16 protein-coding genes and 1 pseudogene are annotated in these 22,599 nt (G+C 37.1%); 3 read left to right on the top strand and 14 right to left on the bottom strand.

The window, feature by feature from the left end:
* Nucleotides 1-264: 264 nt before the first annotated feature.
* From JZO76_RS07960 to JZO76_RS07945, 4 genes are all read right to left on the bottom strand, one after another.
* Nucleotides 265-2,970: a YhgE/Pip domain-containing protein gene (locus JZO76_RS07960; protein WP_206903573.1), complete on the bottom strand. Its 2,706-nt coding sequence runs from the start codon at nucleotides 2,968-2,970 to the stop codon at nucleotides 265-267.
* A 314-nt stretch (nucleotides 2,971-3,284) separates the two neighbouring features.
* Complete coding sequence (locus tag JZO76_RS07955) at nucleotides 3,285-3,953, bottom strand: HAD family hydrolase (protein ID WP_206903572.1); 669 nt, start codon at nucleotides 3,951-3,953, stop codon at nucleotides 3,285-3,287.
* Between the two features lie 4 nt (nucleotides 3,954-3,957).
* The gene (locus JZO76_RS07950; protein WP_206903571.1) at nucleotides 3,958-4,272 is read right to left on the bottom strand and encodes a hypothetical protein; all 315 of its coding nucleotides are present in this window, start codon (nucleotides 4,270-4,272) and stop codon (nucleotides 3,958-3,960) included.
* Nucleotides 4,273-4,381: 109 nt separating this feature from the next.
* Entirely contained in the window at nucleotides 4,382-5,956 is a 1,575-nt protein-coding gene (locus tag JZO76_RS07945) for a helix-turn-helix domain-containing protein (RefSeq protein ID WP_242595813.1), read from the bottom strand.
* 336 nt (nucleotides 5,957-6,292) lie between these two features.
* Between JZO76_RS07945 and JZO76_RS07940 the strand changes: the two genes are divergently transcribed.
* The gene (locus tag JZO76_RS07940; protein ID WP_206903570.1) at nucleotides 6,293-7,378 is read left to right on the top strand and encodes a sortase domain-containing protein; all 1,086 of its coding nucleotides are present in this window, start codon (nucleotides 6,293-6,295) and stop codon (nucleotides 7,376-7,378) included.
* Nucleotides 7,379-7,459: 81 nt separating this feature from the next.
* On the opposite strand, the gene JZO76_RS07935 is transcribed toward JZO76_RS07940, so the two are convergent.
* From JZO76_RS07935 to JZO76_RS07905, 7 genes and pseudogenes are all read right to left on the bottom strand, one after another.
* Nucleotides 7,460-7,834: a type II toxin-antitoxin system PemK/MazF family toxin gene (locus JZO76_RS07935; RefSeq protein WP_206903569.1), complete on the bottom strand. Its 375-nt coding sequence runs from the start codon at nucleotides 7,832-7,834 to the stop codon at nucleotides 7,460-7,462.
* Between the two features lie 11 nt (nucleotides 7,835-7,845).
* The gene (gene alr, locus JZO76_RS07930) at nucleotides 7,846-8,964 is read right to left on the bottom strand and encodes an alanine racemase (RefSeq protein ID WP_206903568.1); all 1,119 of its coding nucleotides are present in this window, start codon (nucleotides 8,962-8,964) and stop codon (nucleotides 7,846-7,848) included.
* A 32-nt stretch (nucleotides 8,965-8,996) separates the two neighbouring features.
* Complete coding sequence (gene acpS, locus JZO76_RS07925) at nucleotides 8,997-9,347, bottom strand: holo-ACP synthase (protein ID WP_206903567.1); 351 nt, start codon at nucleotides 9,345-9,347, stop codon at nucleotides 8,997-8,999.
* 392 nt (nucleotides 9,348-9,739) lie between these two features.
* Nucleotides 9,740-11,275 carry a degradosome RNA helicase CshA gene (gene cshA, locus JZO76_RS07920; RefSeq protein WP_206903566.1) on the bottom strand — a complete coding sequence of 512 codons (1,536 nt, stop codon included), beginning with the start codon at nucleotides 11,273-11,275 and terminating at the stop codon, nucleotides 9,740-9,742.
* A gap of 380 nt (nucleotides 11,276-11,655) precedes the next feature.
* Nucleotides 11,656-13,167, bottom strand: coding sequence for a glycoside hydrolase family 1 protein (locus tag JZO76_RS07915; RefSeq protein ID WP_277988645.1), 1,512 nt, complete (start codon nucleotides 13,165-13,167; stop codon nucleotides 11,656-11,658).
* Nucleotides 13,167-14,606 carry a glycoside hydrolase family 1 protein gene (locus JZO76_RS07910; protein WP_206903564.1) on the bottom strand — a complete coding sequence of 480 codons (1,440 nt, stop codon included), beginning with the start codon at nucleotides 14,604-14,606 and terminating at the stop codon, nucleotides 13,167-13,169. The genes JZO76_RS07915 and JZO76_RS07910 overlap by 1 nt, the downstream gene beginning before the upstream one ends.
* A pseudogene (locus JZO76_RS07905) lies at nucleotides 14,607-16,442 on the bottom strand (beta-glucoside-specific PTS transporter subunit IIABC).
* 107 nt (nucleotides 16,443-16,549) lie between these two features.
* Here JZO76_RS07905 and JZO76_RS07900 point away from each other — a divergent pair.
* On the top strand, nucleotides 16,550-17,368 hold the full coding sequence (locus JZO76_RS07900) for a MurR/RpiR family transcriptional regulator (protein WP_206903563.1): 819 nt from the start codon (nucleotides 16,550-16,552) through the stop codon (nucleotides 17,366-17,368).
* 118 nt (nucleotides 17,369-17,486) lie between these two features.
* Here JZO76_RS07900 and JZO76_RS07895 read toward each other — a convergent pair whose 3' ends face one another.
* On the bottom strand, nucleotides 17,487-18,833 hold the full coding sequence (locus JZO76_RS07895; RefSeq protein WP_206903562.1) for a UDP-N-acetylmuramoyl-tripeptide--D-alanyl-D-alanine ligase: 1,347 nt from the start codon (nucleotides 18,831-18,833) through the stop codon (nucleotides 17,487-17,489).
* Between the two features lie 123 nt (nucleotides 18,834-18,956).
* The gene (locus JZO76_RS07890) at nucleotides 18,957-20,018 is read right to left on the bottom strand and encodes a D-alanine--D-alanine ligase (RefSeq protein ID WP_206903561.1); all 1,062 of its coding nucleotides are present in this window, start codon (nucleotides 20,016-20,018) and stop codon (nucleotides 18,957-18,959) included.
* Between the two features lie 242 nt (nucleotides 20,019-20,260).
* On the opposite strand from JZO76_RS07890, the gene JZO76_RS07885 reads away from it, so the two are divergent.
* On the top strand, nucleotides 20,261-21,982 hold the full coding sequence (locus JZO76_RS07885) for an ABC1 kinase family protein (RefSeq protein WP_206903560.1): 1,722 nt from the start codon (nucleotides 20,261-20,263) through the stop codon (nucleotides 21,980-21,982).
* A gap of 71 nt (nucleotides 21,983-22,053) precedes the next feature.
* Here JZO76_RS07885 and JZO76_RS07880 read toward each other — a convergent pair whose 3' ends face one another.
* Nucleotides 22,054-22,500, bottom strand: a complete 447-nt coding sequence (locus tag JZO76_RS07880; protein WP_206903559.1) for a YaiI/YqxD family protein — start codon at nucleotides 22,498-22,500, stop codon at nucleotides 22,054-22,056.
* Nucleotides 22,501-22,599: the final 99 nt, after the last annotated feature.

Here is a 22,599-nt window from a genome sequence, read left to right as displayed (position 1 = left end):
TTACTCCTTTACGAAATAATTTAGTCTAACAAGATAGTTAATCGTGGTTTTGTAACAACCCAAAAAATAGAAATAATTGCTGCAATCAAGAGTGTATGCTACGCCTCTCTTTTGAAAAAGTCAATGAAAATTTCATTTAAAAATCTACAGCTTTTTTTTAAGCTTTAAAGGACCACTAACAAGCAAAAGAAATCGCTTTCTAAAAAGAAGAAAAAAGAGAACAAATTGCAGTAATTTGCGTTGCTACAATTTGCTCTCTTACTTTTAATGGAAGAAATGACTTTCTTTGGTCATATTGCCGAGTTTTTTTGTCGCCCCTTCTAAATATGGATAGGCGATCGTCCCAACGACACCAAAGAAAATAAACAGTCCTAACATGATAAAAATATTTGGCCAAGCATTTGCCCAATAAATTCCTCCCGCTGACTCCCGCAATAAATCTACCGCATGGGTAAATGGCAATAAGGGATTAATCATTTGGAAAAATTTACCGGAAACTTGAATTGGATAGTTCCCGCCACCACCAGAAATGGACAGTACCAGAATAATGATCGCAATTCCCTTACCGATGTTACCAAATAACGCTGCTAAAACATAGACAATCATCATAAAGGAAAGTCCCACTAGTAATCCAAATAAAACAGCATAAACAGGTTGTTTAACATCGACACCTAATAAGAAATAATTTCCTAAGGTAACAATTAAGGCCTGTGCCACACCTTCTGTTAAGAAAGTTAGCATACGAGCAACAAAAGTTTCACGTTTTGAAAAGCGACCTTTATTTTTGTCTTCAATAAAGACATCGGTTGCCGCGACACTAGAAAGTAACAAGGCCCCCACCCATAAACATAGTGCGGTATAAAACGGTGTGCTGGCCGATCCGTTATTGGCCATTGGATACATTTGATTGGTTTTTAACGCAACTGGGTTGGTGAAAAATTCACTTTCTTTATTGGCATCCAATTTCAATAGTTTGATGATTTCACCAAGGTCGGCTGTTTCTTCACCTTTTTTAATCGCAGTTGCCGCTTTTTTTATGCCTGCGCGTAACGAAGGCCAATTATTTTGAATTAAACCAGTTGCTACATCCAATGCTTTTTCAACTTCGGGTAATTTTTCATTAACCATTCCCATAGTGCTGGTTAAATCTTTTCTGATTCCTGGCCAATCTTTTTCATAAAAATCAACAGCCAGTGCTAATTTTTTCTCAACTTCAGGTAAATCATTTTTATAAAGGTCCGCACCTTTATTAATACCAGAAACAATCGCATTCATGTGGCCATTTAGCATGACATTCGCATCATGTAACTCTTTACCGATTGCTGGCATTTCTTTTTGATACTTTTCTAAAATTTTAATCGCATTTGTAATAGTCGTCTTGGTTGAGGCCAATAAAGCTTGAAAATCAATGTGTTGTGCTTTGGTCAATAGTCCATCGGCCGTATTGATCGTTGTGATCAATTGTGTCAATCCTTTTGAAATCTCACTTGAAATTTGATTAGCATCAATGCCACTTAACACATTATCTACTTCATTTCCTACACTTTGGACTTGATCAATAAAGTTAAGGGCAGCATCCACATTTCCCGCTTGAATATAGCCATTTAAAGTCGTCACGCGATTTGCAAGACCATTAATTAGGGTTTTTGCATTATTTAGTCGACTCACCAAGTCTTGTAAAATTTGGCTATTACTCGAATTTGGCAACTTATTAATGAAATCAATCAAGTTTTGAATGATTGTTTGTTGCGTTTGCAGGTGACTAACAAAATCTTGTAATGATTTATCAATCGCTTTTTTTTCATCATCTGTCAATTTGTTATCGGCTAAAGCTGTCTTCACGTCTTCTAAGGCACTATTTACTTCTGTATGAATGAATTTCAGATTGTTTAAAATCATATTTACACTTTGCGTGATATTCGGAATAGCCTTTTGCAGTTCTTCGGCCCCTTCTTTGGTGGTATTGGCAAATTCTTGTGCCTGATTGCCCAATTTTTGAATATCAGGTAAAACACTTTGGACTTGTTCAATAATCGTTAAACCTTGCTTGGCATCTTTAATCCCGGCATCCATCGTGCTCTTAATATTTTCAAAGTCACCATCAACCATCGCCAATTGTTTCCCTGCGTTTTGGATTTCAGGAATTTTAGCTTGTAAATCCAAAATAATTGCCGCTTCTTTTTTCAATTGGGGCATTTTATCATTTAAACTAACTAACTTGTTGCCCATTTCATCTACTTGAGGTAGATAGTCGATAAATTGATTGGCCTTATTCAATTTTTCTTTAATTTCAGGCATCTTATCATTTAACGCAACCACTTCTTTGGTATAGCCTTCAATTTGATCCAAATTATCATTGGTAGTTAAAATCAAATTTTTCACTTTATTGATGCTGACTAAGTTACTGTCAATATCATAGCCTACTTCATTGAAAACTTTCATCAGCGTGTTACTAGCAGTATCAATGAACTGATTAGAAATTTGTTCTTGTAAACTAGTAGCACCTTTGTCAGCAATTTTTGGTGCAATTGCATTGATTTTTTCATTAATGTAATATTCAATCGTCGGTTTTTTTATCGTTCCCGTTGTAAAACTCAACAAATCTTTGGAAAACTCTTTTGGAAGATAAATCCCCGCATAATATTTCCCAGAGCGCACGCCTTTGGTTAATTCTTCTTTCGAGTCAACAAAACGCCAACCTAGTTGCTTGTTGTCATGAAGAGTATCAATCACCTGCTCGCCGATTTCTACTTTCTTATCTTGTAAACTCGCCCCTGCGTCATCACTGTAAACGGCAATGGGCAACTCCCCAGTATTGCCATAAGGATCCCACAAAGCCTTGATATTAAACCAAGCATATAAAGAAGGCAAAACCATTAACGCAACGATTAAGAAAGCTGCCATTGGATTTTTAAAGATTCGCTTCCAGTCTGTTTTATATAGTTCAAAAACATTTTTAATATGTTGCATATTCATCACCTTTATTTTTTTCTGCCTGCTTACTTTACCATTTTTTATTTTAAGGAACCATCTAAAAAAACGAGCTTGTCGTGACTTTTTGACACTTATGACAATCTGTCATAAAGAAAAGGCTTGCATTCTTTTCAAATGGGGTTACTTCTTAAACATTACTTTAAGTTTACCAAAATTATCATTATATAGAAATAAATACGGTTCTTTTGAGCAAGAGACAAAACAAGAGACAAAAATAGTAGCTTTGATCACCCACCATTTTGCCGCAGTGAATGAAAAGCTACTATAATTTTGATTTTTGATTATAAATTTTAGTTCATGGCATCTAACCAATCCCATAAAACTTTTAAACTTGTTCCTTGTAAAAATGGAGTTAAGCCAATTTCAGCTGGATCGCGGTGATTGGCTGGTAAACTTTGATCTGGAATGAGCACAACTTTCATTTTCGCTTGCAAAGCCGCCTTAGCGCCGGTTAAAGAATCTTCGACTGCAATCGTATTTTGTGGATTTGCTCCAACTTTTGCGGCAGTTGCCAAATAGATGTCTGGTGCTGGTTTTAATTCTTTAACATCATCGCCAAATGTGATCACATCAAAAAAAGACGCCAATTGGAAATAATCCAAATACATTTTACCTCTTTTTCTCAAAGTAGAGGTGGCCAAACCACAATATAAACCTTTTTCTCTGACTTTTGCTAAAGTTTCTTTTGCGTAAGGCTTCAACTGCAACGCCCCTTTTGCCAATTCAGCAGCAATAAAAACTTCCCGTTCTGTTTTCATTTTTTCCACGATTTCTTCAGAACCAAAATGAGCAGCTAATTTTGCCATTGTTTGACTAGCACTTTGCCCACTCCACCCCTTCATATCTGCTTTTGTCAGTGAAATACCATGTTTTTTAGCAACCTGTAACCAACCGCGTTGATACATTTGCTCACTGTCTATTAGTAAACCATCCATATCAAAAATTATCATCTCAATCATCACATCACCCTAAATTCTTTGCCTGCAAAAATTTTGCCACTGTTAAATCAAACAACTCGACAACTTTATCTGGTGCCTCATCATAAGATAAATTAATGGTGGGTGTTGCCAAACTATCAAAAGCACTTAAGGGTTGCAAAGTTTGAGTATCAAATGTAATTTTCGGTGCATGAATCGTCTCACCACACGGACCTGCATGAATAATTGCCAGCTCAGCTTTATGCTGTGGTAACAGGCGCAGACGATAAAAAACACCATCTAAAAATTCTCGCTCTTCACTGTAATTTTCTTTAATTTTTTGCCACTGTTCTTTTCTCATCAGCAATTCTCCTATTCTTATTTTACCTTTATTATAGACCAAAAAACACCCTGTAACCAACCGCGGTTACAAGGTGTCTTTTTGCGCCATGTTCATTATTTCAACAAATTTATTGTTGTTTTTTATTATCCAATGCCTCATCCATAATAAAAGTTGCAATTCGTTCATTAGGCTGACGACTTGGATAAACGGAGCGACCTGAGTGAAAGTCTTTTGCGTCAAGCTGGGTTAAGTAACGATCAGAAGCTTCTTTTTGAATTGCAATGATGCGGCGATTCAGCACTTCCCAGTCTGCTTCTGAAAGATAGTCATCTACAATCATGAGATTTTCGTTTTGATAGTTATGAATTGGGTCATTTGTGACAACTAAGTCATAATCTTCAAAGTGCTCCAATTCCGCTGTAGAAACAAATAAAGGCGATTCTTTATATAAATCAATTTTAAAACGATCTCCATACGGCGCTTTTAGCAAGGAGCGCAACATTTTTGCGTGACGCACGCCTCTATGGCTAACAACTAAAATGCTTAGACTACGTCGCAAACTTTCCAACTGCAAGGGTAAATTAGCCCATTCTTTCAATAAAATGCAGCGCACATCTGCTTCTGTCTTTTGTACCCAAGGAAAATTACAGTCTTTTTCAATTTCTCTTAAGTGCACACTGACAATCTTAGAAAAGATTGGATAGATTCGTTGAATATTACGCGCATATTCTTGACTTTGATTATGCAAGATTTCCCGATCATAAGGGTAAAGGGAATACGTCGAATAAAGTCCCATCATTTGCTGGACGATCTTCTTTTCATCCCGTTCATTTAGCGGAAAGTCAACTGCCTGACACACGCGTTGTAAAAACTGTTCAATTGCCGTTTGAATACGAAATTCTTGTTGACGATTTGCCCAGTTGTAATACTCGTGAAAAACTGTCCGACTTGTTTCTCGGTGCCACATGGGAACCAACTTATAATTGGTCACAGCAAATTTTTCACTATAACTGCGATTACTTTTGATTAAACGATCCAAGAAATCATCCGGTTCAGCGTAAATCTCTTCACTTAACATAAACCCTTGCGATGCACGAATTATAGTCACCATTAATAAATATGCGTGTTCAATAATTTCATGATCATCCCACAAAATATCAAAATCTGTTGAAGTCCGCATTACAAAACAAACGAGCTGCTGTCGTTCCAAGTCAAAAGGCCATTCAGTAGTCCCATAAGCTTCAAGAAAATAAGATTGGTAAAAAAAGCGAACCCAGCGCTCATCTGGAGCTGTAATTCGAAATGGTTTACGTTCTAAGACTAAACCCCTTCTCTTTAATGCTTTAGCCGTACTATTTACCATACGATAAAATGTTGCTTCACTTAGAAACAATTTATTGATCCAATATTCAGCATCTCGATTAGGATTCAAAAAAACCGCCTCAATAAATTGAAATTCATTGGAATCTTGTAGAATTTTTTGATAAATGTTATTAATCTTGTTGGACTGTACAGGCTGTGCTTTGATTCCCTTCATTTTTGAAATATCAATATGAAGGTATTCTTCTAATTCATCGTTGATATAGTTAACGTCCGTTATTAACGTTTTGGTTGAACATTCTAATGTAGCTGCAGCCTCTTCTAGTGACCACCAGCGTTGATGCTTCGTTAAAAATTCAATTAAATATAAACGTCTTTTCATGGCTGTATTCAATAACAATCTCATCTATCTCACCAACTTGCCATTTTTTTAATTTTATTTTAACATATAAGTAGTTAATGCGGGAATTATTCTGAACTTTTTATTTATTAATTTTCATTACTCCAGTTTTTTTCACAAAAAGGAAATTTATGAATGATTTTTGAAAAACCGCTAACCTCTAAGGCTTTCTTAACGCCATAAAAATATAAAGTGTTATCTATTGTGAAATTTATTTAACTTTTGCCTTAATTCTCGTTAATCTAAGAGTGTAAAGAACAAGTCACAGTAAAATTCAGATTTGTCACCTACGGAAACATAGTAATGGGGGGAACGACTATGTTAAAGAAATTATGGAATAAAAGGGCAACAAAATTAATCATCCTTTGTTTAGGCGCTCTTGTTGCATTTCTTGCTTTTGACTTTTATACTTCTGGCACTACATACGGTAGCAACTCGGCAGCAGCACAAACACCAAGTGACATCATTGCACCAACAATCACAGGTGATGCTGCCATCACATTAGAACGAGGAACAAGTTTCAATCCTGCGGACCACTTTACAGTAACCGACGATCAAGACGAAAATCCTACTTTGGAAGTTCAAACACCCGTAGATACCTCAGTTGTCGGTGTTACGCCGGTCTTACTAACTGCTAAAGATGAACTTGGCAATACCAGTACAAAACAAATTATCGTTAATGTCGTTGACACTGCAGCTGAAGAAAAAGCCAAAGCTGAGGCTGAAAAAAAAGCCAAAGAGGAACAGGCTAAAAAAGAAGCTGCTGCTAAAAAAGAGGCTGAAGAAAAAGCCGCTAAAGAACAAGAACTGGCAGCACAAGCTGAAAACACGCAACAAAACACAGTTTCAGACCAAACTAGTTCAAATACAAATGAAACTAAAAATGAGGCAGCACAAAAAGAAAACGTTAACAATAATTCGCAAAATAATAATCAAACAGCAAATACAAGTAACTCAAATCAAAATTCTGCTCCAACTGCTCCTGCCACAATTCAACCCATGCAATTGGAAATTAACGGAAAATTTATCAACTATCAAAATGCCGGACAAGGTAGCGGACAAGCGATAATTGATGCCGACCACAGTCGTGCAGCTACATGGGGCGGTGCTGCCGTTCAATCTGGCGACGATGGTTTGAATACTCACATTATTGCTCATAACCCTGGTGCCTTCGATGTAATTTTCACCCTTGCAATAGGCTCTCAGTTTAGAATATCAGATGCAAATGGTAAAGTCACCACTTATACTGTTAATGAAATCACCCAAGTTGATGATGAAGCGTATCGGCTAAGCGATGGCGCAGATTATTGGGATAAAATGATTGGTACTGGCGGCGGTGAAAGAGTTACCTTGCAAGCTTGTATTAATGACATTCACAATCTCGTAGTATTTGCATCCAAATAAAATACTTGTCCTCCCGCAAGTATTTACTCATCAATAAAAAGCTCTTCAACAAGCGCCAGAACTTGTTGAAGAGCTTTTTAATTATGTATCCTGCTGATGCAAAGCAGGCGTTAAATCCGCCAGCCCGACACTGATACGTAATGCCCGATCCACTGCTTTCATCGTAACAGAATCCAACACACAGACTTTTTCCTTTAAGCGGCTTTTGTCAATCGTGCGAATCTGTTCTAACAAAATTACCGAATCTTTATTAATACCACTTTCTGCCGCCTTGATGCCGACATGAGTTGGTAGCTTTGGTTTTGCCATTTTAGCCGTAATAGCTGCAACAATTACGGTTGGACTAAAATGATTGCCCCGATCGTTTTGGATAATTAATACTGGGCGAATGCCGCCTTGTTCAGATCCAACAACCGGTGACAAATCAGCAAAGAAAATATCTCCGCGTTTCACCATTTAACTCATCCTCATTCAATATATTCCCGTGGTACCCGCGGTGAAATACCGCAAGCAACTTCGTAGTGAATTGTCTCTAATTTTTCTGCAACTTCCTCAAGTGTGATCGCTTCTCCACCATTTTTCCCAACCAGCGTTACTTTTGTGCCTACAGCTACTTCACCAGGTAAGCGAACCATAATTTGATCCATGCATACACGACCAACAATTTCACAAAATTTCCCGTCAACTAGAACGCTAAATCCTTGTAATTTTCGCAACCAACCATCAGCATATCCAATTGGAATAGTTCCAATCCACTCTGCCTGGGGTGTAATATACGTTTCACCGTAACCAATGCCGCTTCCTGTCGGTAATTGTTTCACCTGAACAATTTGAGACACTAATTCTAAAGCTGGCTCTAATTGATAAGGTGCTGTTAATGTATGTCCAGAAGGATTCAACCCATATAAAGCCACGCCATAACGAACTAAATTACCAATTGGCTCATGCCATAGTGCTGTTGCGCTATTACTATCATGGACATAACGAGGTTGATAGGGTAAGTTCTCTAAAACCGCTAAAAAGCGATTTTTTTGGGTTTCATAATACGTTTTATCTGCTTGATCTGCAGTAGCAAAATGCGTGAAAATCCCTTCCCACTTCATTTGCGGTATCGCTTCTATTAAACGAACGGCCTCATTGACACTTTCAGGAGCTAAAAATCCAATCCGTCCCATGCCCGTATCAACTTTTAAATGTATTTTCAACGGTCGTGGCAATTGTTCTACCTGAAGCATTTCAAAAGCCTCCTGTAGCCACTCTACCGTCGCAACTGGAAAAGCCAAATCGTATTCACTTAATAGCTGAAGATAACTAATCTCCACCAATCCTAAAACTAAAATCGGCTGGGTAATGCCTGCTTCACGTAATTCAATACCCTCATCAATCGTTGCGACACAAAAACCACTGGCGCCACCTTTTAATGCGGCATGAGCTACTGCTGTGGCACCATGACCATATCCATCTGCTTTAACTACTGCAAAAAGATTTGTAGTTTGCGGTAATTGCTGCAAGATATTTTGAATATTTTTTACAATTGCATTTAAATTTATAATCGCTTTTGTCGGACGGTGAATCGATGTAACCACGGTTTTTCCTTCTTTCTATCTTCAAACAAAAATTACTCTGCTAATAAGATTTGCGCAAATGCTGTTTCATCTGTGTGGGTAATACTAACAAATACTTGCCCAATATAAGGAGAAGCGGTCATTTTGGGCGCCCCTAATTCATCTGGCAGAATCTCTAGTTCTTGAAAAGTTACTTTTCCTATACCTGTACCCCATGCTTTTGAAAATGCTTCTTTACAAGCATAGCGGCCGCCTAAAAATTCAACCTGCCGTTTAAAAGGCAATTGCTGAAAAATCGCTAATTCTTTTGGTGTTAACACCCGACTAGCAAATTGTGGCTTATCTGTAATAATTTTTCTAATTCGACTTAACTCAACTGCGTCGATGCCAATTCCTTTTATCATTTGCAAACTCCTACATTACAATTTTCAAGCCGTTTCAAAAGATGTTTTTTGCTAGTCTCATTCTACCAAATGTTACGAGAAAAACCATTAAAAGACTTCACATCTTTCAAAAAGCTGTAACGAAGTTTTATAAAGTGAAATTTATTCAAACTCAAGCGTAACGCAAACTCCTACGCTATGTAAACCCTTTTTTGAAATAAAAATGAAAATATTTACTATATAAAAATTTATATTATTGTTAAGAAATAGTGTAAAAAAGCCACCTGAACTAAATTTCTATAAAAAAAACGTTATTTTACACTAAGACCTTTTTGCACAACAAAAAAAGACCGCCTCTTTAGATAATAAAAAACAGCGAATCACTAGAAAGTGACTCACTGCATGTACAAGTATTAATCTTGATTGTTGCGAATAACAAAGCTGCGTTTTCCGCCACCGTCATTTTGACGACGGTCATCGCGCCGGCGATCGTTGCGTTTTTGGCCTTCTTTGTTATAGTGGCTATTTTTATTTTTGTTACGGTAGTTCCCGCCATCTTTTCGATTGCGATTGTTGCTACCGCCACCACCACTACGACGACCATTTTTATTGAAGCCTTTTTTACCACTTGGTAAAGGACGTTCTGGTGTAATTTTAACCGGTACAGCATCAGCTGGATCTTTTGCGATAGTTTTTAGCAATAAAGCGACTAAAACTTCTGGATCATAGCCTTCAATTAATTTTTCTGCTGTAGTCATGTAACGTTCCAAACCGTTTTCTTTCAACCCATCTTCAACTTGTTGTACCGCAGCACCTAGTTGACCTTTGAAAGCTTCTTTTTCGGTTGGTGGACGTAATGGTGACATCCGTTTTTTCGTTAAGTTTTCAATAACGTGCAAGTAGCTCATTTCATTTGGTGTTACAAAAGTTACTGACATTCCGCCTTTACCGGCACGACCAGTACGGCCGATACGGTGAACATAGCTTTCTGGATCTTGTGGGATATCGTAGTTGTAAACATGTGTTACACCGGAAATATCCAAACCGCGAGCAGCAACGTCAGTCGCAACTAAAATATCCAATTGACCTGATTTAAAAGCGCGTAAAACACTCATCCGTTTTTGTTGTGACAAATCACCATGGATACCTTCAGCACGGTAACCCCGCGCTTCTAGGCCACGTGCCAATTCATCAACACGACGTTTCGTGCGTCCGAAAACGATCGCAAGTTCTGGTGTTTGAACATCTAATAAGCGCGTCATTACATCAAATTTTTCAAAATCTTTGGCCCGAACATAATATTGATCAATCAAATCAGCTGTCATTTCTTTGGCTTTAATTTGAACGTGTTCAGGATTTTTCATGAATTTTACGCCAATATTTTTAATAGCTGGGGGCATCGTAGCAGAAAATAGTAATGTTTGGCGTTCTTCAGGAACTTGAGAGATAATTTTTTCAATATCTTCTAAAAAGCCCATGTTCAACATTTCGTCAGCTTCGTCTAAGACTAATGTGCGAACAGTTCCTAATTTCAACGTGTGACGGTTAATGTGGTCAAGCATCCGACCAGGTGTCCCAACAACAATATGGGGACGATCTTTTAAGCCGCGAATTTGACGGCCAATATCGGCGCCACCGTATACAGCTTGGACGCGGATTTTTTTGTCTCGTCCTAGACGGTACAATTCTTCTTGCGTTTGAATCGCAAGCTCACGAGTAGGTGCAATAACAAGTCCTTGCAATGTGTGGTTATTTGTATCAATTTTTTCTAACATCGGTAGACCAAACGCCGCTGTTTTACCAGTACCGGTTTGTGCTTGACCGATTACATCGCGACCTGCTAGTGCTAAAGGAATTGTTGCTTCTTGGATTGGAGTTGCTTCTTCAAAGCCGGCCCGCTCGACAGATTGCAATAATTCAGGTGATAAATTAAGTTCGTTAAATTTCAAAAGTTTCCTCCTTGAGATGTGTTTCTTATCTATAGTATTTGATGCCCCTCTACCGAAAATAACTCTCGGCAGCCTGCTGCCAAATAGCAAAAGAGGAAGGCCAAAAGAGGCACAATCAAAAAGCTAAATTTCTTCATCAAGCATAGAACTATGCTTTTTCGCTTATTCATTGTCTACTTTTGTACCGTCCTCTTAACTTCAAAAAGTGAATCTCACTTTACCCTTGATTTTCGGTATCGCGTCATTTTAACACAGAATGAAACTTTCAGCAAGTTTTCAATTTTCATCCATAATATAAAAAAGCAAACAGTCATACTCCAAACTGTTTGCTTTTTATGGTTACATTAAAGCTGATTATACCTCACAAGTATATTTTTACACTAACTGTGAGCAGTTGTTTTTTCTACCTTTTCTGTTTGTATTTCTTCGTACAAAGATTCTCCGTTTGTCTCAATAACTGTTTGATACCAATTAAAGGAGTCTTTCTTAAAGCGATTATATGATCCTTTTCCTAAATCATCTAAATCAACATAAATAAAACCATAACGTTTAGTCATTTGAGAAGTAGAAGCACTAACAATATCAATGCATCCCCAAGTTGTATATCCCATCACTTCCACACCAGACTTAATCGCTTCATTTACTTCTTTGAAATGGTTTCTAAAATACTCAATCCGATAATCATCATGAATTTTTCCGTCTACAAGCTCATCCAGAGATCCAATACCACTTTCTACAATAAAAAGAGGCAAACGATAGCGATCATACATATCAATTAAGGAAATACGTAAACCAATGGGATCAATTTGCCATCCCCATTCGCTGATGTCTAAATATGGATTTTTGACACTTGTAACTAAATTTCCACCAACTTTTTCCATATGATCTTCATCTACGCTTTTAATCATTGACATGTAGTAACTAAACGAAACAAAATCAACCGTATAAAGTTTTAAAATTTCTTCATCTCCTGGTGCCATTTCTACATGAATCCCATTTTCAATCCAATAGTTTTTCACAAATTGAGGATACTCACCAAAGACTTGAACATCTGCATAAAAATAATTTTCTCGATTATGTTGCTGTGCCAACAAAACATCTTCTGGATTAGAAGTTAATGGATATGCAAGCGTACGCGTCATCATACAACCAATTTGATTAGCTGCATCAATTCTTTTGGCTAATTTGGTAGCAATTGAACTTGCAATAAATTGATGGTGTAAGGCTTGGTAGATGGCTTCCTCTGCTGACTTCTTGTCTGGATATTTTTCTTCAACAACTCCCACAGTAGTAAAGGGATGACGGAAAACACTATCAATTTCATTGAACGTCAACCAATAATTAACGTACTGGCTGTATTCCTTAAAACAGGTTTCAGCATATCGTGTGAACATTTCAACAACAGCTCTTGATACCCAGCCATCATAAGTATTTACTAAATATAATGGCATTTCATAATGGGACAATGTTACGATTGGTTCAATTTGATTTTTTCGCATAGCTTTAAACAAACGATGATAATAAGCGATGCCTTCTTCATTTGGCATCTGTTCATCCCCGTTAGGAAATAATCGGGTCCAAGCAATTGAAATGCGTAGACTTTTCATTCCCATTTCTTTAAACAACGCTAAATCTTCTTCATAACGATGATAAAAATCAATACCATGACGCTTTGGAAAAAAAACGTCATCATCCGTTGCCATTGCTTCTTCTATTTGCTCAGGTGATACATGCCACTGACTAACATAGTCTTTTACATCTGTTTCAGGTTTGTACTTAGCCACATCTGCTACAGATAGGCCCTTTCCACCAACGTTCCATGCCCCTTCTGCTTGGTTAGCGGCAATAGCCCCACCCCACAAAAAATCTTTTGGGAAATAACTTTTCATCATTAGACTTCCACACTTTCTTTCACAAATTTTGAATACGCTAGATTTCTACCATTTGTCTTAATTATTTGTTGATAATAATCAAAGCTGGCTTTCTTTTCTCGTTCAAAGGTTCCCGTACCATCATTTTTCCTATCGACATAGATAAAACCATATCGTTTTTCCATCTCACCAGTCCCGGCTGATACAATATCAATTGGTCCCCACCAGGTATAGCCCATAATTTCACAACCGTCTTTAATTGCTTCTTCCATTTGTTCAACATGAGCTTTTAAATATATCATTCGATCTTCGTCGATAATTCTTTTATTTGTAATCTTTTCATCCCGTAAACCAATTCCGTTTTCAACAATAAATAGCGGTTTTTCATAACGATCAGTTAACTCGTTACATACATAACGTAAAGCAGTTGGATCAATGGGCCATCCCCAAGGTGTCTCCTCCAAATAAGGATTTTTCTTACCCAACAGCCCACCTGTATTACCCAATATTTTCATACCTGCTTCATGCAGAGAACTTCTGTAAAAACTAAATCCTAAATAATCACAAGTTCCCGTTGCGATAATAGTAGAATCCTCATCACGAATATCTAACTGCAAATTATTTTCTTCTTTGATCCGGTTAAAGTAACTTGGATATTTTCCCCGTAATTGCACGTCACTATAAAACAAAGAACGTCTTCGTAATTGATACGCTTCTAATACGTCATTAGGCGAACAAGTTGCTGGATAAATAGGGCTAAGTGACAGCATGCACCCTACTTGATTGTTAGTATTTATTTTTTTAGCAATTGCCACTGCTTTCGCACTAGCGACAAACATGTTATGACTTGCCTGATACATATCATTTAACTTTTGCCATTCATTTTCTTTTTCAACATTAATTCCTGCAGCAATTAACGGTAGCGTGTGGGTATGATTGATTTCGTTGAAGGTCATCCAATATTTGACTTTCCCACTGTAGCGTTCAAACAAGGTCTGAGCATAATTCACATAAAAATCAATTAACTGACGATTTTTCCATCCCCCATATTTTTTAACAAGATATAACGGTGTTTCAAAATGAGAAATTGTTATGATTGGCTCAATACCATTCTTCAACAATTCATTAAATAGATCATCGTAAAAACATAACCCAGCTTCATTGGGCTTGCTCTCATCTCCTTTTGGGAAAATGCGAGACCATGCAATAGACGTCCGCAAACATTTCAAACCCAATTCGGCAAAAAGGGCTATGTCTTCAGGATAGTGATGGTAAAAATCAATTGCTTCATGGTTAGGGTAAAATTTATCAGGGGCAACATCAAACGAAATATTCTCAAAACGATTAGCACCAACAGGTAGAATATCTGCAACACTAAGCCCTTTTCCATCCGTTAGAAATGCTCCTTCAGCTTGATTCGCTGCAATCGCGCCACCCCATAAAAATTCTTTTGGAAACATTTAGACGGCCCCTCCAGACAATTGAATTTTCTCAAGATTAAATTTAATTGGTTCTGATAATTCATTACCATTTGTCACAACTACCATCGTCGTTGGATCATAACCCTCTGCTTTTAAAGCCTCAAAATCAACTTCACCAATTACCATTCCCTTTGTGACCTTTGCACCTGGTAGACAAGAAATATCAAAGTGTCTTCCATTTAGTTCCACAGTATTTATTCCAATATGAACTAATACTTATAATCCATCGTCTCCTTTAAAACCAATCGCATGTTGTGTTGGAAATACTGTCTCTACTACACCAGTAATCGGTGCGAAAATTTGATTACTTTTTGGAATAACAGCGAAACCTTCGCCCATTGCTTTCGTTGCAAAAACAGGATCCCCCACTGCTTCGATTTGTATTACTTCTCCGTCAACAGGAGACGCTATATTATTGTCGTCTTTTACTTCTTCAATTTTTTCATCTAGTCCTAAAATATAAGTTAAAATTGCGCTTAAAAAGAATGCCAGTGCAATTCCAATACAATAAATTGGGAACGTCTCACCAAAGAAAGCTGGTAAAGTCGTTAATGCCGGGAAAACATACACTATTGCTTTTGTTTTCATTGCACCCATAAAAGCTCCCGCTATTGCCCCTGCAATAATTTGTGCAATTAATGGTTTTTTATATTTAACAGATAGACCGTAAACAATTGGCTCTGTAATACCACCTAATAACGCTGGAACTAATGAAGATAACGCCAAGGACTTTGTCTCCTTATCTTTACTGCGGAAAAATACCCCTAACGCAGCACCAGCACTGGCAAACGTAGCAGCTGCCACCATAGGACGAATAATGTCATAACCGTAAGTGGCTAGATTATTAACCATAATTGGAACAACTCCCCAATGAATACCAATCATCACTAGTAAAGTCCAGCCACCACCAATAACTAACCCAGCTAACAGTCCACTGCGTTCGCTAATAATATTAATCAAATTCCCTAAACCATCCCCTAGATAAACCCCAACTGGTCCAATAACCATTACTGTCAGTGGCACCATAATTAGTAATGCAATCATTGGTAGCAAGAAAATTTCAAGACTTTTAGGAATAAATCTTTTTAGAACTTTTTCGAATTTAGAATAAACAAAAATCGAGATAATAGCTGGAATAACTGTACCTGAATATCCCATTAAAATAGCTGGTAATCCCATAAAATCTACTGTTACGCCATTTGCTGTTACTAAAGCCGTAAAGTTGGGTTCCAATAAAGCGGCAACAATTGCTAAAGCAACAAATTGATTTGCCTTAAAAACTCGAGCTGCACTTAGAGCTAAAAATAAAGGTAAGAAATAAAAAACACTATTACCTGTCGCAGTTAAAATTTTATATGTGGATGACTCTGCGTTCATAAAGTTATATGTCGTTAATACTACTAAAAGGGCTTTAATCATTCCTGCCCCTGCTAAGGGCATAATAATTGGGTTAAATATAGAAGACAATGTATTAAAAAATCTCAGAAAAATATTTCCACTTTTTTCATCATTACTGTCATTTGTGTTTTCGTTATTATCAGATCCCAAAGCGCTTTTAATATTAGAACGGGTCATTATAGTATTAAATACATTCTCTACTTCGTTTCCTATAACTACTTGATATTGATTGTTGGCTTCTACAACAGATAGAACACCAGACAATTTTTTTATTTTATCAGTATTCTTTTGTGCAATTGAAACGTCCTTTAATTTGAAGCGAAGACGTGTGATACAATGATACAAACTAGTTACATTTTGTTCGCCACCTACAAGTGTTACAATCGAATCTGCTAGTTCATTGTAATTTTTACTCATTTATTTTCTCTCCTTTGTTATTGATAATCTAAACTTAACCTATAAAGCGGTTTCAAATTAGAAAGTTCGCAATTTGGAAACCTATTCAAGAAGTGAGGTAATATATTATGGGACTATTAATTATTCGTCTCCTTACACTAATTAATAACGAGAAAACAGATTCTACTTTTTTTCATATTGCTAGTACTTTAATTGAAAACTATTCGTTAATTGCCCACACAAGCATCAGCGAAATGGCGAAAATATGTACTGTATCTAAATCAACAATGTCTAAGTTTGCACGAAAAATCGGTTTTGATGACTATTACGATTTAAAAGATCACGCACCATTTGTTGAAGACCGCTATCAAAATAAACTAAATTATCTTACAAATATTATTTCTGCAATTGAAACAAAAGGGATTGACGCATACTTCGAGGCGGTTGAACAAGATATCCAAGCAGTCCGAGAATCCTTAGATATGGCAATTATTAATGAAATCGCCCAAGATCTAATAAAGTATAAGAAAGTTGCTTCATTTGGTTTGCTATTTTCTGAATCTGCAGCCTTAGATTTACAATATAAACTTGCTTATAATGGAAAATTTATTTACACGTTTCAAGATGATAAAAAACAAGAAGAGTTTATTCGTAACGCCCAAGAAGATACACTTATTATTATTTTTTCTAACTCTGGGAACTTCTTACGTCAACAACAACTAGAACAAGGGAACCCACAAAAAAATTTATTTCGATACACTAAAGCAAAACTAATTGCCATTACATCAGACAAAACCATTAATCAGCTAAGTTACGTCGACCAGGCGCTCACCTTTCCTCATAGCACTTCGATTCAAACTCATGCGTTTTTATACCAAATAATTATGGATATTATTGTGTCGCGCTATCGTTATTATATCCAACAAGATTCCATTCAAAATGAATGAAAAAAAAGCCATCGCATAAGCGTAGTGTTCCAATAAATTAGACCAAACATCTAACTTTTCAGAACACTTCAAAGTGCAATGGCTTTTAGTCATACTCCAAACTGTTTGCTTTTTATGGTTACATTAAAGCTGATACAACTTCTGTTAATCCCATTCCGTTACTCCCTTTTAAAACAATCGTATCTGTCGGTTGTAGTTCAGCTTGAACCAATTTTATTAGTTGGGCTTTATTTTCTTTATCAAAATGATAAACCATTAGTTGGCTATCTTTTTTAGTTAAAGCGTTAAATAAAGCTTTCATCTCACTACCATACAGAAAAATGATATTAAAGCGATCATCGATATGATTTGCCATACGCGCATGCATGGTTGGTGAATCCGGGCCTAATTCTAACATATCGGCTAAAACTGCTAATTTTCGTCCCGCTGTATTTAGGTTGGCCACTGTGTCCAGTACCAAGCCCATCGCAGTTGGGTTGGCATTGTATACATCACTTAAAATCTGTGCACCGTTTTTTGCAGCTAGCCATTCTGTCCGATTTTTTGTTAATTGGAATTCTGCTAAGCCTTGTTTGATATTTTGTTGTGAGACACCAAAATACTCTCCCAACGCATAGGCAATTAATGCATTTTTGACATTATAGCCGCCAATCACTGGAATACTATATTCTTTATCGGCAACCATAAAAGTCGTTTTTGTTTTATCTTCTTTGGTAATTGTAGCAGTTAAATCACCGGCACTTAAGCCAAACGTTACAACTTTTTGCGTTAGATCAGAAACTAATGGTGTTAATAGCTCTTCGTCTGCTGGGACAACCAATAAGCCGTCTCTTTTTAGCCCCGCTGTAATTTCCATTTTTGCTTTAGCAATCCCAGCTCGCGAGCCAAGATTTTCAATGTGTGCTTCGCCGATAATGGTAATTGCCCCTGCATCTGGCTGTGCCAGCAAAGACAATTCTGTCAGTTCACCGGCATGATCCATTCCCATTTCTAAAACTAAAACTTCGCAGTCTGTTGGCATATGCAAAATAGTATAAGGCATGCCGATATTATTGTTATAGTTTCCTTGTGTCTTGTATGTTTTAAACTGGGTCGCCATTACCGCAGCTGTCATATCTTTTGTCGTTGTTTTACCATTACTTCCTGTAATCGCCGCAACTTTAGGCTTAACTTTTTGTAAATAATATTGTGCTAACGTTTGAAAAGCAGCTAAAACATCTGCAACTAAAATAACGATCATATCTTTTGGTGCTTTATTGATCTCCTGACTCCAAAATGTTGCAATCGCACCGTTTTCTTTGGCTAAATTGACAAAGTCATGCCCATCACGCTCACCTGCTAAGGGAACAAATAAACCACCCGTTGTGATTTTACGGCTATCAAATTCAATATTAGAAATAAGTGTTTCTTCCTGAAATTCATTTTGCCCAAACAAAGCAGCAATTTCTTTAACTGTTAAATTCATTATATTCTCCGTTCTAACCATATTTATGATCGCTATAAAACGCACCTTTATTTTAAACAATCTAACTTCTTGCATTAAAACAAAAAAGGTGAGATGTTCGCAAAGAATCATCTCACCTTTTCTTTATTTCACGTCGGTTAAAAAGCTTTGCCGTTGTTTATAGCGTTTTAATGCTAATTGAATCAACTCTTCGATCAAATCACCATATTTTAAGCCCATTTTTTCCCATAATGATGGATACATACTATATTGGGTAAAACCTGGCATCGTGTTTAGTTCATTTAAGAATAGTTCATTTTTATTGGTTAAGAAGAAGTCACAGCGAGACAATCCGCTACCACCTAACATAATATAGGCTTTTTTGGCGAACTCTTGCGCTTTTTCTTGCACATCTTCTGTCACTTCTGCTGGAATTTGCATTACGATTTGATTGTCGATATATTTAGAATTGTAATCGTAAAAAGCCACATCTTTTACAATTTCTCCGGCTAAAGTTGTCCGCACATCTTCATTGCCTAAAATTGCGACTTCAATTTCTCGTGCTTCAATCCCTTGTTCTACAATTGCGCGAGTATCGTATTTATAGGCTTCTTGCAAAGCATTTTGCAATTCTTCTCTGTTTTCAGCTTTTGAAATCCCTACAGATGAACCCATATTCGCTGGCTTAACAAACATTGGATATAACAAGGTGCCTTCACATTGTTCAAAAATTTGCTTTGGATTTTCTTTCCATAAGTTTTTCAAAACAGGAACATAAGGAACTTGCGGAATACCTGCAGCCTGCAAAATATATTTCGTCATAATTTTGTCCATGCCACAAGCACTAGTTAAAACCCCAGCCCCAATATAAGGCATATCAATCGTTTCTAAGAAACCTTGAATTGTTCCATCTTCGCCATTTGGCCCATGTAATAATGGAAAGACAACTGCATCATCTTCTTTGATGGTACTTGGTGAAATAATTTCACCTGTTGCATCTTTTGTATCCCAAGTTAAATTAAGAACTGATTCATTTTTTGGCTTTTCCGTCAGCAACGGTCCTTTGACCCACTTGCCATCTTTTGTGATGAAAACTAGTTGGACTTGATAGTAGTCGTAGTAGATAGCATTCAGCACTGAATAAGCTGAAAGAATTGAGACATCGTGCTCGGCACTGCGACCGCCATATAATAATACGATTTTCAAAAGTATTTCCTCCCGTGATCAACTCACATCTTTTTTATCTCTCACATTTTAGCACAAAAAAGCCTTTCGCGACATAATATTTCAAAAGTAGCTGTCAGCTATTTTTGAAGCCGAGTTGTAAAATGCTTTTTAAATACTGAGTAAAATGCTTTTTTAGTTGAATTATTTGTCACCAAAGCTTTTAAACAGTACCATAGAAGAAAAAGCACGCCACTTGTGAGCAAGACTTAGGAGGTGTCAAAATGAGTCAAGAAGTGTCTAAGAAAAAAAGACTTCAGATGATTGTCAAAATTTTCACCAAATATAAAGTTATTCAAAATTTCACCCAACAAAAAAATCCAGACGCTGTTAGAACTGCGTTTGAAGAATTAGGACCAACTTTTATCAAAATCGGACAAATGCTATCGGTGCGGACCGATTTACTTTCACCTGCCTATATCAAAGCCTTTAAGAGCTTGCAAGACAACGTCAAAAGCGATGACTTCAGCGAAGTAAAAGCACTGTTGGAGTCTGAATGGGAACTTGCTATCTCTGATATTTTCACTGAATTTGAAGAGCAAGCTTTTGCTTCTGCTTCAATCGGGCAAGCCCATCGCGCAACTTTAAAAAGCGGTCAAAAAGTTGTCGTTAAAGTCCAGCACCCCGGTATTATTTCAGCCATCAATGTTGATTTGGCCTTATTTGAAAAGGCTATCCCTTTATTTGCCAAAATTCCTGAAACAAAAGTCATTGATTTACGCAGTGTTTTACGCGAAGTCAAAACTTCCCTTGATAATGAAACGGACTTTTTAAAAGAAAGTAAAAATGCTGCGCGTTTTTATAAAAACAACAACGATTGGCATGAAGTAAAAGTCCCCCAAGTTTTTCCTGAGTACTGCACGAAAAAAGTCATCGTTTTAGAATTTATGTCCGGCAAAAGTCTGCGTTACTTGCTAGAAGCACCAAAAAATGAGATAGCCTACGAAAATGTTAGCAACCAAGCGTTAAAGAAAAAGATTGGCTTACTTTTGGTTGAATCCTTCATGAAGCAAGTTTTTGAAGATGGCTTTTTTCACGCCGACCCACACCCAGGAAATCTTTTTTTACAGCTGCTAAACCCCAATATTGAAAATTTAGCAACGGAAAGAGTCGGGCGGTTTGGACCTTTTGGATCTGAAGCAACTTGGAAAACAAAAACCCAACTTCCTCCATACCGAGTTGTCTATTTGGATTTTGGTATGATGGGCAATTTAGATGATAACTTGCGAGGTAAATTAACGGATACAGTGATTGCCCTTTACACCCAAGATACTGCTGCGGTGGCACAAGCTGTTTTGCGCTTGTGTCGTCAAGAAGGCCCTTTTGATGAGTATCGTTTTCACGATGAGCTCGAACAATTTTTAGTGGAATACTATCATCTTTCTTTAAAAGAAATCGATTTACAACAAGTGCTCAGTCAGGTAATCGGCATTTGTAACGCTAATAATTTACAAATGGACCAAGCTGTCACTATGCTAATAAAAGCCTTTGGCACCTTAGAAGGCGTGGTGGAAGAATTAGATCCTGAACTTTCGATGATGGAAGTTTTGCAAAATTTCGCGCAAAAATATTTTTTCAAACAATTTGATTTAAAAGAAGAAGCCAAAAGACAAGGCCTAAACCTCTTTAAAAATTTACGAAGTTTACCCAAACTACCTGAAAAAATTAGTAATGCGTTGGATACTGTCAGCAACGGTAAGAGTCGTGTCAACTTAGAAATTAACGACCAAAAACAAATTTTAGACCGCCTTGAAGCCATGGTCAATCGCATTGTAGTCGCTCTAGTTTTAGCAGCAGTTATTCTGAGTTCTTCGCTGTTAGTCGTTTCAAGTCCTGACGCTCAGCCAAAATTTGTCGACAATTTAGGCTTATTCGGTTATATTGCGGCCTTTGTCACGATTTTATTATTGTCACTTAGCTATCTTTATCGCCGCTTTAAAAAATGATGAATTGCTATTTTTTCTAGTCAAAAATAGGATTACAACAGATACCTTCCCCCATCTGCTGTAATCCTATTTTATAACGTTTCTTGCAATAAACTTTCCATCTTTACGACAAATTCTTGGCGATCTTCTTTCGTGAAAGCTTTTGGTCCTTTTGTCTTTTGGCCAGCTTTTCTTAATTTAGCGCCTAGATAGCGTTGTTCTAACAATTGATCAATTGTCGCAGCTAAATATTCTTTTCCGCTATGATGAAACACGCGGGCACCTTTTGGTAAGACTAGAGAAGCTAAGCCAAAGTCTTGCGTAATCACCCAGTCATCTGCGTTGATTTCTTTGACAATCCGATAATCTGCACTGTCAGCTCCTTTGTCCACATAAATGAACCGGACAAAATTTGGATACGTTTCAGTTGTATAGTGATCAACACTGGTCACAATGAGTACTGGCACCTGATATTTTTCCGCCAGTCCAATTACTTCTTTTTTTACTGGCGAACCGTCGCCATCCACTACAAAACGCATTTTCATTCCCCTTTTTTCATACTACGTTGGTTTTAGTATGAAGCACAACACGCGTTTTAGCAAATAAGAAAAGCATTTGGCGCCGTGTTTTTCTTTACG

The organism is Candidatus Enterococcus myersii, assembly GCF_017316025.1.
Lineage (GTDB): Bacteria > Bacillota > Bacilli > Lactobacillales > Enterococcaceae > Enterococcus_C > Enterococcus_C montenegrensis.
Note: the sequence above shows the minus strand (reverse complement) of the source record. Positions and strands in the feature narration are given on the sequence as shown.